The following is a 10,880-nucleotide window of genomic DNA, read 5'->3' as shown; positions in this document are numbered from 1 at the left end:
GCATTAGGCTGCGAGGTATGCCGAAGGACGCCCAGCCACGTGAGTGCTCGGTCGCCGACACGCTGGAGCTGGTCGGCGAGCGCTGGAGCCTGCTCGTGATCCGCGAGTTGCTCTACGGGGTTCGGCGTTTTGACGGGATCGCCCGGAACACGGGGGCGTCCCGGGACATCCTCACGTCTCGGCTGCGCAAGCTGGAGGCGAACGGCATCGTCCGCCGCGAGCGCTACAGCGACCGGCCGGCCCGCTACGAGTACCACCTGACCCCCGCCGGCGTGGAGCTGTCCGATGTCCTGCTCGTGCTGATGAAGTGGGGGGACCGCCACCTGAACCCGGACGACCCGCCCGTCCGGTGGCAGCACTCCTGCGGCAACCCGGTCAGCCCCATGGTGGTCTGCCGGCACTGCGGCGACGAGGCACGCCACGGCGCCCACTCGCCCACCGGACGCGGCGTGCTGACGCCCTGAGCCCGGCCGGTCAGCGTTCGGCGGCGAGGCGGACGCCGAGGCCGATGAACAGACTTCCCACGGCCACGTTGAGGCGCCGCCGCGCGGCGCGGCGGTGCCGCAGCCAGTCGCCGATCCGGCCCGCGAGGACGCCGACCGTCCCGTCCACGAGGAATTCGAGGGCGATCAGGATGACGCCGAGCACGGCGAACTGCAGCCACACGTGGCCACGGGCCGGGTCGATGAACTGGGGGAGGAAGGCGACGGTGAACGTGACCATCTTCGGGTTCAGCAGGTTCGTCAGCAGCCCGTTGAGGTACGCGCGCCGCCCCGCATCCCGCACCCGAGGACGAACAGCATGTCGGGCCCCGGGACCACCATGGCCACGATCGAGGTGAGCAGGAAGAGGGTGAGGAGATCCGTATCGACCGGCACCTCCTGATCATGACACGGGGATTCTGGATTGTTCGGGTGATTTCCGGTGCCCCGCCGCGAGTACGTGGCGGAAGGGGAGGGCCAGGAGCAGGGCGGCGGCGACGAGGAGCCCGCTCGTCCAGAGGGGGCCGAGTTCGCCCGCCGCGGTGCCGAGGGTGGTCGCGGCGATGAGCGGGCCGGCGGCGGCGCCGACGTTGAGCGCCGCGATCGAGTAGGAGCCGGCCATGGTCGGGGCTCCCGCCGCCTCGTAGAGGACGCGCGTGATCAGCGTGCCGCCCAGCGCGAACGACAGGGTGCCCTGGACGAACACGAGGAGCAGCAGCGCGACCGGCTCGCCGGCGAGCAGCGCCAGGGCCGGCCAGCCCGCGAGCAGCAGCGGCCCCCCGGCCGCGACGACCAGGCCGGGCCGCCGGTCGGACAGCCGTCCCGCGATCGTCACCCCGGCGAAGGAGCCGGCGCCGAACAGCACCAGGGCGGCGGAGATCCACCACTCGTCCAGCCCGCCGGGGCCGGTCACGACCGGGGCGAGGAAGGTGAAGCTCGCGAAGGTCGCCGCGTTGACCAGCGCGCCGAGCAGCATCACGAGGAGCAGCCGCGGCCTCGCGAGCAGGGCGAGTTCCGCGCGCAGCGGGGCGGCGGCGATATCGGGCCCGGTGCGGCGGCCCGGAATGCCCCGGAGGATGCCGAAGGCCGCGGGCAGGCAGAGCGCGGCGACGGCCCAGAACGTGGCCCGCCAGCCGAGCAGCGTGCCCAGCACCGATCCGCCGGGGACCCCGGCGATCGTCGCGATCGTCGTGCCCGACAGCAGGACGGCCAGCGCGCGGCCCTTTCGGTCGGCGGACACGAGCGCCGCGGCGGTCGTCAGGGCCACGGCGAGGAACCCCGCGTTCGCGAGCGCCGCGACGACCCGGGTCGTGAGCAGCACCGGGAGGCTCGTGGTGAGGGCGCCCACGGCGTGGGCCGCCGAGAACAGCAGGAGGAAGCCGAGGAGCGCGGCCCGTCCCGGCCGGTTGCGGGCGAGGGCGGCCATGAGCGGGGCGCCGGCGGCCATCCCGATCGCGAAGGCCGAGGTGAGGGTGCCCGCCGATCCGACGGTGACGCCGAGGTCGGCGGCGATGTCCGGGAGGAGCCCGGCGAGCATGAACTCCGAGGTCCCCATGGCGAAGACCGCCAGGGCGAGCAGGTACAGCGAAACAGGCATTGAGTCGATCCCGAGGTGAGGAGGAGTACGCGAGAGGACGTCTCGTCACCACGGTCAGCGCCCGGCGGCGCACCGGTCCGGCCGCGGACGCGGCGGGACGGGAGGGCTCAGTGGTTCAGGGAGCTGACGGTGTGACCGGCAGCCCCCACCTTGGACGCCTCGGGGCTCGACATGCCCCGCACGCTACTCGCCCCCGGCCACCGAAGCACCCCGTTTTCCGGCGGCGGTCGGGGCCGCGGAGGCGGGGACTAGGGACACCTGCGCAGGGAAGAGGCGGTAGATGCGCTTGAGAGGGCCCGTTCTCCAGCTTGGGAGGTCATCATGACCGAAGCCCGTCCGCCCGTACCGCCCTTCTCCCTGGAGACCGCCCGGGAGAAGGTCCAGTCGGCCGAGGACGCCTGGAACACCCGCGACCCGCAGCGGGTGGCGCTCGCCTACACGCCCGACTCCGCATGGCGGAACCGGGACCTGTTCATCACCGGGCGGGACGAGATCATCGCCTTCCTGACGCGGAAGTGGGAGCGCGAACTCGACTACGCGCTGCGCAAGAGCCTGTGGGGGTTCCGGGAGAACCGGATGGCCGTCCGGTTCCAGTACGAGTGGCACGACCACGGCGGGCAGTGGTGGCGCAGCTACGGCAACGAGCTGTGGGAGTTCGACGAGCACGGCCTGATGCGGCGCCGCGAGGCCAGCATCAACGACGTGGCGATCGACGAGGCCGACCGGCGCATCCACGGCCCGCGCCCCGCGGACGAGCACGGGATCGACATCCCGCTCCAGTAGTCGGCGGGCGCGGTCAGCACTCGATGACGTTGACGGCGAGGCCGCCGCGGGAGGTCTCCTTGTACTTGTCGAGCATGTCGCGGCCGGTGTCGCGCATGGTCTTGACGGCCTTGTCGAGGGAGACGAAGTGGCGGCCGTCGCCGCGCAGCGAGATGCGGGCCGCGCTGATGGCCTTGATCGCGCCGACGGCGTTGCGCTCGATGCAGGGGACCTGGACGAGGCCGCCGACCGGGTCGCAGGTGAGGCCGAGGTTGTGCTCGATGCCGATCTCGGCGGCGTTCTCGACCTGCTCGGGCGTGCCGCCCAGCACCTCGGCGAGTCCGGCGGCGGCCATGGAGCAGGCGGAGCCCACCTCGCCCTGGCAGCCGACCTCGGCCCCGGAGATCGAGGCGTTCTGCTTGAACAGCACGCCGATCGCCCCGGCCGTCAGCAGGAACCGGACGATGCCGTCGTCGTCGCAGCCGGGGACGAAGCGGTCGTAGTAGTGCAGGACGGCGGGGATGATGCCCGCGGCGCCGTTGGTGGGGGCCGTGACGATCCGGCCGCCCGCGGCGTTCTCCTCGTTGACGGCCAAGGCGAAGAGGGTGACCCAGTCCATCGCGTGGAGCGGGTCGGTGGCGCTCTCGGCGGACAGCTGGCGGTGCAACTGGGGCGCGCGGCGCCGCACCTTCAGCCCGCCGGGCAGGAGGCCCTCGCTGCCGCAGCCCCGGGAGACGCACGCCCGCATGACGTCCCAGAGGCCGAGGAGGGCCTCGTGGATCTCCGCGGCCGACCGGCCGAACGCCTGCTCGTTCTCCAGCATCAGCGCGGAGACGGACAGCCCCGTCGCGCGGCAGCGTTCGAGGAGCTCGGCGCCCGTGTCGAAGGGGTGCGGCAGGACGGTGTCGTCGGACTTGATGCGGTCGGCGCCCGTGGCGCTCTCGTCCACGACGAAGCCGCCGCCCACCGAGTAGTACACCCGCGTCCGCAGCTCGCCGCCGGCGGCGTCCAGCGCGGTGAAGCGCATGCCGTTGGGGTGGCCGGGGAGCGACTCCTTCCGCTCGAACACCAGGTGCTCGCCGACCACGAAGGGGATCTCGTGGTCGCCGAAGAGGCGCAGGGTGCCGCTCTCGCGGATCTCGGTGAGGCGGTCGTCCACCCGGTCCACGTCGACGAGCTCGGGCTTGTCGCCTTCGAGGCCGAGGATGACGGCCTTGTCGCTGCCGTGGCCCTTCCCGGTGAGGCCGAGGGAGCCGTAGAGGGTGACGTGCACGGACGCGGTGTCCGCCAGGAGCCCGTCCCGGTGCAGGCCCCGGGCGAAGCGGTGCGCGGCGGCCATCGGGCCGCCGGTGTGGGAGGAGGACGGGCCGATCCCGATCTTGAAAAGGTCGAAAACACTGATGGCCATTGCTACCCCTTTGTAGCGGTGCGCCCCCTTCCGGGGGGAAGGGGGCGCGATGACGTCACAGGTCCGGATAGAGGGGATGCCTGTCGGCCAGCGCCCGCACGCGCGCCGCCAGGGCGTCGCGGTCGAAGGACGGCTGCAGCGCCAGCGCGATGACGTCGGCGACCTCGGCGAAGTCGGCGGCGGTGAACCCGCGGGTGGCGAGCGCCGGCGTGCCGATCCGCAGGCCGGAGGTGACCATCGGCGGGCGCGGGTCGTTCGGCACGGCGTTGCGGTTGACGGTGATGCCGATGTCGTGCAGGCGGTCCTCGGCGTCGCGGCCGGTGAGGTCGGAGTCCACGAGGTCGACCAGGACGAGGTGGACGTCCGTCCCGCCGGTCAGGACCTTCACCCCCGCCTTGGCCGAGTCCTCGGCGAGGAGCCGGTCGGCGAGGATCTTCGCGCCCTCGACCGTGCGCTCCTGGCGGGCGCGGAACTCCTCCGACGCGGCCATCTTGAGGGCGACGGCCTTGGCGGCGATCACGTGCTCCAGCGGGCCGCCCTGCATGCCCGGGAACACCGCGGAGTTGATCTTCTTGCCGTACTCCTCGCGGGCGAGGATGAGCCCGCCGCGCGGTCCGCCGAGCGTCTTGTGCGTGGTGGTCGTGACGATGTCGGCGTGCGGGACGGGCGACGGGTGCAGCCCCGCGGCGACCAGCCCGGCGAAGTGCGCCATGTCGACCATGAGCACCGCCCCGGCCGAGTCGGCGATCTCGCGGAACGCCGGGAAGTCGAGCTGCCGCGGGTAGGCCGACCAGCCCGCCACGATCATCTTGGGCCGGTGCTCGGCGGCGAGCGCGGCGACCTCGTCCATGTCGACCAGGCCGTCCTCCGCGCGGACGTGGTAGGCGACCACGTTCAGCATCTTGCCGGAGTAGTTCAGCCGCATCCCGTGCGTGAGGTGCCCGCCGTGCGCGAGGTCGAGGCCGAGGATCGTGTCGCCGGGCTGCAGCAGCGCGAAGTAGACGGCCGTGTTGGCCTGCGCGCCGCTGTGCGGCTGGACGTTCGCGTGCTCGGCGCCGAACAGCGACTTCGCGCGGTCGATGGCGAGCTGCTCGGTGACGTCGACGTGCTCGCAGCCGCCGTAGTAGCGCCGTCCCGGGTAGCCCTCGGCGTACTTGTTGGTGAGGACCGAGCCCTGCGCCTCCAGCACCGACACCGGGGCGAAGTTCTCCGAGGCGATCATCTCCAGGGTGGACTGCTGCCGGCGGAGCTCGGCGGCGACGGCCGCGGCCACCTCCGGGTCGGCCTTGGCGAGCGGATCGTTCAGGCTCACGCTCAGCTCTCCTCGATCAGCTTGTCGTAGGCCGCGGAGTCGAGCAGGTCGCCCGGCTCCGCCGAGATGCGGACCTTGAAGATCCAGCCCTCGCCGTACGGGTCGTCGTTGATGACCTTGGGCTCGTCCACGACCGCCGTGTTGATCGCGGTGACCTCGCCGCTGACCGGGGAGTAGACGTCGCTGACCGATTTGGTGGACTCGATCTCCCCGCAGGGCTCGCCCGCCTCGACGGTGTCGCCCTCCGACGGCTGCAGTTCGAGGTAGACGATCTCGCCGAGCGCGTCGGCGGCGTGCGCGGTGATGCCGATGGTGACGATGCCGTCCTCGCCGCCGAGGCCGGACACCCACTCGTGCTCTTCGCTGTAGCGGAGCTGCTCGGGAACGCTCACGATCACATCTCTCTTTCAGGAACGCTTGTAAAACGGCAAGGCAACCACGTCGACCGGCTCGTGCCGGCCGCGGACGTCCACGGCCAGGTCCGTCTCCGCGACGCCGCTGTCGAGGTACGCCATGGCGATCGGCGTGCCCAGTGTGGGCGACGGAGCCCCGCTCGTCACGATCCCGCACGGCGAGCCGCCGGACGTGACGACCTGGTACCCCTTTCGCGGCGCGCGACGCCCGCGGGCGACGAGTCCCACGAGCCTACGGCCCTGCGGCGTCTGGGCCTGCGCCGCCAGGGCGGTCTTCCCGACGAAGTCGCCCGGCTTGTCCAGCTTCACGACCCGGCCGAGGTTCGCCTCGAACGGCGTGGTCTCGGTGGACAGCTCGTTGCCGTACAGCGGCATGCCCGCTTCGAGGCGCAGCGAGTCGCGCGCCGCCAGCCCGGCGGGGACGACGCCGTCCGCCCCGGCGAGCGCCTTCCACAGCGGGACGGCGTCGCCCGCGTCGACGAACACCTCGAAGCCGTCCTCGCCGGTGTATCCGGTGCGGGCGATGAGCGCGTCCAGGCCCGCGACGCGTCCGGCGATGACCGCGTAGTACTTCAGGTCGGCCAGCGGGGCGTCGGTGAAGCCGCCGAGGATCTCCGCCGAGCGCGGGCCCTGCAGGGCGAGCAGCCCGTACGACGCGGTGCGGTCGTCCACGGCCGCCTCGAAGCCCGCGCACCGCTCGACCAGCGTCTCCCGGGCGACGTCGGTGTTGGCGGCGTTGGCCACGACCATCCAGGTCGCGTCCGCGAGCCGGTAGACGATCACGTCGTCCAGGACGCCGCCGTCCTGCGCGCAGAGCAGCGTGTAGCGGGCCTTGCCGACCGGCATCGACGCGAGGTTGCCGACCAGCGCGTAGTCGAGCGCGGCGCCCGCCCCCGGCCCGGAGACGAAGATCTCCCCCATGTGGGACAGGTCGAACAGCCCGGCGCCGGTGCGGACGGCCTTGTGCTCGGCCGTCTCGCTCGCGTAGCGCAGCGGCATCAGGTAGCCGGCGAAGTCGACGAGGTTCGCCCCCAGTTCCTGGTGGACGTCGTGCAGCGGCGTCTTCTTGGCGGTCGGATCGGCGGGCATGGGTTCGGCTCCTTCGTCACGGGCGCACACGGACCATCGTCCCATCCGCGCACCGGTCGTCTCGGTGCCTCCCCCTCTGTCATCGGCGCCTGAGAGCTTCACCCGCCCGCGCGGCGGGGCGCGGCGGGCTTTCACCTTCGGCGGGGGACCGGGGGTCCCCGCTTTCCAGAGGTCGCCTGGTCCGTGCGGTCCGTGGGCCTGAGAGTTTCCGGGGAGGGGTTTGCTCCTTCGGCGGCCCCGCGCCGGCTGCGGGGGCCTCTCCCGCACGGGATCATCGGCGGTAGTGGTGATTATTACATTTCCCGCGGTTTTGAAACCCGCACCCGCCGGAGCCGGTCGCGCGACGGTTAAACCGGGGCGTCGCCGGTGCCGTACTCTTGGTGAGTTGCTGGATCCACCCCCCGGGTGAGCGGGGTGCACGACCGGAGGGGCGAGACGCATGGCCTACCTGGTTGGGGCGTTGATTCTCTTCTTCGGCCTCCTGGTGTCCATCGCGCTGCACGAGCTGGGGCACTTCTCGTTCGCCAAGCTGTTCAAGGTGCGGACCACCCAGTTCATGGTGGGCTTCGGGCCGACGATGTGGTCCTGGCGCCGCGGCGAGACCGAGTACGGCGTCAAGTGGATCCCGCTCGGCGGCTACATCCGGATGATCGGCATGCTGCCGCCGCGCAAGGGCGACGCCCCGGGCCAGATCCGGCAGGTCAGCACCGGCCCGTTCCAGGGCCTGATCGAGTCGGCGCGCGGTGCGGCGCTGGAGGAGGTCCGGCCGGGCGACGAGAACCGCGTCTTCTACGCCAAGAAGTGGTGGCAGAAGCTGCTGATCATGTTCGCCGGGCCCGCGATGAACCTGCTCCTCGCGGTGATGTTCTTCGCGATCCTGCTGATGGGCATCGGCACGAACCAGCCGCAGCCGGTGATCCGCGAGGTCGCCGAGTGCATGGTCCCGGCGAGCCAGTCGGAGGTCACCGAGTGCCCGGCGGACGCGGCGCTGACCCCGGCGATGCAGGTGGGCCTGCGCCCCGGCGACAAGATCGTCATGTTCAACGGCAAGCCGATCGACGACTACCGGGAGCTGCAGGAGGAGATCCGCGACGCGGGCGGCAGCACGGTGCCGATGACCGTCGAGCGCGACGGGCGGGACATGCGGCTGGACGTCCCCATCGCCCGCAACCAGATGTACCACCTGGAGGACCCGGACGAGATCGTCGAGGTCGGGTTCCTCGGCATCACGCCGACCAGCGCGAACGAGCGGCAGGGGCCGGGCGCGGTGGCGAGCACGATGGGCGACCTCACCGTCCGGACCGCGGGCGCGCTGGTGCGGATGCCGGAGAAGATGGTCGGCATCTGGCACGCCGCGTTCGGCGGCGAGGAACGCGACCCGAACGGCCCGATCGGCGTCGTCGGCGTCAGCCGGATCGGCGGGGACGTGGCCGCGTCCGAGGTCCTCGACGGGTCCGAGAAGATCGCCTACTTCGTGATGCTGCTCGGGTCGCTGAACCTCGCGGTCGGCATGTTCAACCTCGTCCCGCTGCTCCCGCTGGACGGCGGGCACATCGCCGGCGCCCTCCTGGAGGCGATCAAGAAGGGCTTCGCGAAGATCTTCCGAAGGCCCGACCCCGGGTACGTGGACGTCGCGAAGGCGCTGCCGGTGACGTATGTGATGGCGGTCGTCCTGATCGTGATGGGCGGGCTGCTCATCTACGCCGACCTGGTCAATCCCGTCCGCTTCACGGGATAGCGGGCAGCTCCCCGGTCTTCAGGAACCCGTCGAGCGCGGCGCGGTAGGGCGCTATGTCCAGGCCCTGCCCGGCCAGCCACGCGTCCGAGCCGTAGGTGCCGGTGTAGCGTTCGGCGCCGTCGCAGATCAGCGTGACGACGCTGCCGCGCTCCCCGCGCGCCCGCATCTCCGCGATCAGCTCGGCCGCGCCCCACATGTTGGTGCCGGTGGAGCCGCCGACGTCCCGGCCGCTGACCGCGCTCGTCCAGCGCATCGCCGCGATGGACGCCGCGTCCGGCACCCGGATCATCCGGTCGATGACCGACGCGACGAAGGACGGCTCGACGCGCGGCCGGCCGATGCCCTCGATCCGCGAACCCGCAGCGGTCCGCTCCGGATCGCCGTCGGCGAACGCCCCGTAGAACGCCGACCCCTCCGGGTCGACGACCGCGAGCCGCGTCTGGAACCGCCGGTACCGCGCGTACCGGCCGATCGTCGCGGACGTCCCGCCGGTGCCCGCGCCCACCACCACCCACGACGGCTCGGGGAACCGCTCCAGCCGCAACTGCTCGAAGATCGACTCGGCGATGTTGTTGTTGCCGCGCCAGTCGGTGGCGCGCTCGGCGTAGGTGAACTGGTCCATGAAGTGGCCGCCGCACTCGGCCGCGAGCCGCCGCGACTCGTCGTAGATGTCGGACGGGTCGGCCACCAGGTGGCACCGGCCGCCGTGGAACTCGATGAGCTGGATCTTCTCCGGGCTGGTGGACGCCGGCATCACCGCGATGAACGGCAGCCCGAGCAGCCGCGCGAAGTACGCCTCCGACACCGCCGTCGACCCGCTGGACGCCTCGATGATCGTGGTGTCCGCGCGGATCCAGCCGTTCGCGAGCCCGTAGAGGAACAGCGAGCGGGCGAGCCGGTGTTTGAGGGAACCGGTGGGGTGGACGGATTCGTCCTTCAGGTACAGGTCGATGCCCCACTCCGGCGGCAGCGGGAACACGTGCAGGTGCGTGTCGGCGCTGCGGTTGGCGTCGGCGTCGACCAGGCGGACGGCCTCGGCGACCCAGGCGCGGTATCCGGGATCACAGCGGTCCACGGTGCGGGTCACGGCGGTTTCTCCTCGGATCGGCGCTGATCGGCCGCGTCCCACGATATCCGCGCATGTCGCAGGGCATGATGGAGCGTGCGGGGGGCACATGATCGAAATGTTCGAGGAGCGGATCGTGGACGCCGGGCGGCTGCCGCTGTTCGGCTTCTTCGCGGCGTTCATCATCACGTTCGTGGTGACGCGGGTGAACGTCCGGCTGATCCGCTCGAACGTGCGGTGGTTCCGGAACGTCACGGCCGGCGACGTCCACATCCACCATGTCGTGTTCGGCGTGGTGCTGATGCTGGTGGGCGGGGTCGGCAGCGTCGCGATTCCGGACGTGCTCGTCGGGTTCGACCTGACGGCCGCCGTCGTGTTCGGGGTGGGGGCCGCCCTCGTCCTGGACGAGTTCGCGCTGATCCTGCACCTCAGCGACGTCTACTGGACGGAGAAGGGCCGCGCGTCCGTCGACGCCGTGTTCGTCGCCATCGCCGTGACGGGCCTGCTGCTCCTCGGCATCCATCCGCTCGGCTACGAGAGCCTCTGGTTCGACTCCGGGTCCGGTTCCCTGTCGCCGCTGTACGCCGCGTTCCTGGTCGGCAACCTCGTCCTCGCCGTGATCACGCTGCTGAAGGGCAAGATCTGGACCGGGCTCATCGGGCTGTTCCTGCCCGCCCTGCTGCTCGTCGGCGCGGTCCGCGTCGCGCGCCCCGCCTCGCCCTGGTCGCGCTGGCGCTACACCGAGGAGTCGCGCCGGTACCAGCGGGCCGTCCGGCGGGAGAAGAAGGTCCGGCGCCCGCTGATCCGGGCCAAGATCTGGGTGCAGGAGTTCATCGCGGGGCGGCACGACCTCATCCCGCCCGAGCTGATGCAGCGCCGCGCCGAGGCCGCCGAGCGGGCACGCCGCCGCCGCGTCGCCCGCGCCCGCCGCAAGGCCGCCGCCCGCGCCGCCCGCGCCGCCCGGGAGGCGACCCCCACGACCCCGCGGGGCCCGGACCCTGTCTCCTATACAC

Annotated in this window: 12 protein-coding genes and 1 riboswitch; of the genes, 4 read left to right on the top strand and 8 right to left on the bottom strand. The window is 71.8% G+C overall.

Annotation, left to right across the window (positions count from 1 at the left end; translation table 11 throughout):
• Nucleotides 1-2 precede the first annotated feature (2 nt).
• On the top strand, nt 3-464 hold the full coding sequence (locus tag E1200_RS25570) for a helix-turn-helix domain-containing protein (protein ID WP_347813242.1): 462 nt from the start codon (nt 3-5) through the stop codon (nt 462-464).
• A 10-nt stretch (nt 465-474) separates the two neighbouring features.
• Here E1200_RS25570 and E1200_RS25565 read toward each other — a convergent pair whose 3' ends face one another.
• From E1200_RS25565 to E1200_RS25560, 3 genes are read right to left on the bottom strand one after another with little or no spacing between them, the layout of a single operon-like run.
• Entirely contained in the window at nt 475-786 is a 312-nt protein-coding gene (locus tag E1200_RS25565; protein WP_207933540.1) for a LysE family transporter, read from the bottom strand.
• Complete coding sequence (locus tag E1200_RS35285) at nt 744-878, bottom strand: hypothetical protein (protein WP_279485066.1); 135 nt, start codon at nt 876-878, stop codon at nt 744-746. Before E1200_RS35285 ends, E1200_RS25565 begins: the two co-directional genes overlap by 43 nt.
• A gap of 7 nt (nt 879-885) precedes the next feature.
• Nucleotides 886-2,079, bottom strand: coding sequence for a Cmx/CmrA family chloramphenicol efflux MFS transporter (locus E1200_RS25560; RefSeq protein WP_131954621.1), 1,194 nt, complete (start codon nt 2,077-2,079; stop codon nt 886-888).
• Nucleotides 2,080-2,400: 321 nt separating this feature from the next.
• On the opposite strand from E1200_RS25560, the gene E1200_RS25555 reads away from it, so the two are divergent.
• Nucleotides 2,401-2,862, top strand: a complete 462-nt coding sequence (locus tag E1200_RS25555; protein WP_131954620.1) for a nuclear transport factor 2 family protein — start codon at nt 2,401-2,403, stop codon at nt 2,860-2,862.
• Nucleotides 2,863-2,875: 13 nt separating this feature from the next.
• On the opposite strand, the gene E1200_RS25550 is transcribed toward E1200_RS25555, so the two are convergent.
• The 4 genes from E1200_RS25550 to gcvT are packed head-to-tail and all read right to left on the bottom strand — an operon-like array spanning nt 2,876 to nt 7,063.
• Nucleotides 2,876-4,249 (bottom strand): L-serine ammonia-lyase, encoded by a 1,374-nt coding sequence (locus E1200_RS25550; RefSeq protein WP_131954619.1) that lies wholly within the window; start codon nt 4,247-4,249, stop codon nt 2,876-2,878.
• 55 nt (nt 4,250-4,304) lie between these two features.
• On the bottom strand, nt 4,305-5,561 hold the full coding sequence (gene glyA, locus E1200_RS25545; protein WP_279485064.1) for a serine hydroxymethyltransferase: 1,257 nt from the start codon (nt 5,559-5,561) through the stop codon (nt 4,305-4,307).
• 2 nt (nt 5,562-5,563) lie between these two features.
• The gene (gene gcvH, locus E1200_RS25540; protein WP_131954618.1) at nt 5,564-5,953 is read right to left on the bottom strand and encodes a glycine cleavage system protein GcvH; all 390 of its coding nucleotides are present in this window, start codon (nt 5,951-5,953) and stop codon (nt 5,564-5,566) included.
• Between the two features lie 15 nt (nt 5,954-5,968).
• Entirely contained in the window at nt 5,969-7,063 is a 1,095-nt protein-coding gene (gene gcvT, locus E1200_RS25535; protein ID WP_131954617.1) for a glycine cleavage system aminomethyltransferase GcvT, read from the bottom strand.
• Between the two features lie 176 nt (nt 7,064-7,239).
• Nucleotides 7,240-7,337: riboswitch (glycine riboswitch) on the bottom strand.
• 165 nt (nt 7,338-7,502) lie between these two features.
• Here gcvT and E1200_RS25530 point away from each other — a divergent pair.
• Nucleotides 7,503-8,801: a site-2 protease family protein gene (locus E1200_RS25530; protein WP_131954616.1), complete on the top strand. Its 1,299-nt coding sequence runs from the start codon at nt 7,503-7,505 to the stop codon at nt 8,799-8,801.
• Here the strand turns inward: E1200_RS25530 and E1200_RS25525 are convergent.
• Complete coding sequence (locus E1200_RS25525; RefSeq protein WP_243708829.1) at nt 8,791-9,888, bottom strand: PLP-dependent cysteine synthase family protein; 1,098 nt, start codon at nt 9,886-9,888, stop codon at nt 8,791-8,793. The genes E1200_RS25530 and E1200_RS25525 overlap by 11 nt on opposite strands.
• Before the next feature lie 88 nt (nt 9,889-9,976).
• On the opposite strand from E1200_RS25525, the gene E1200_RS25520 reads away from it, so the two are divergent.
• Nucleotides 9,977-10,880, top strand: a 904-nt coding sequence (locus E1200_RS25520) for a hypothetical protein (RefSeq protein WP_207933539.1), incomplete at its 3' end; no start/stop codon positions are given.

It is taken from the genome of Actinomadura sp. GC306 (genome assembly GCF_004348665.1).
GTDB lineage: Bacteria > Actinomycetota > Actinomycetes > Streptosporangiales > Streptosporangiaceae > Spirillospora.
The sequence above is the reverse complement of the archived record's forward strand: the minus strand, read 5'-3'. Positions and strand labels throughout refer to the sequence as shown.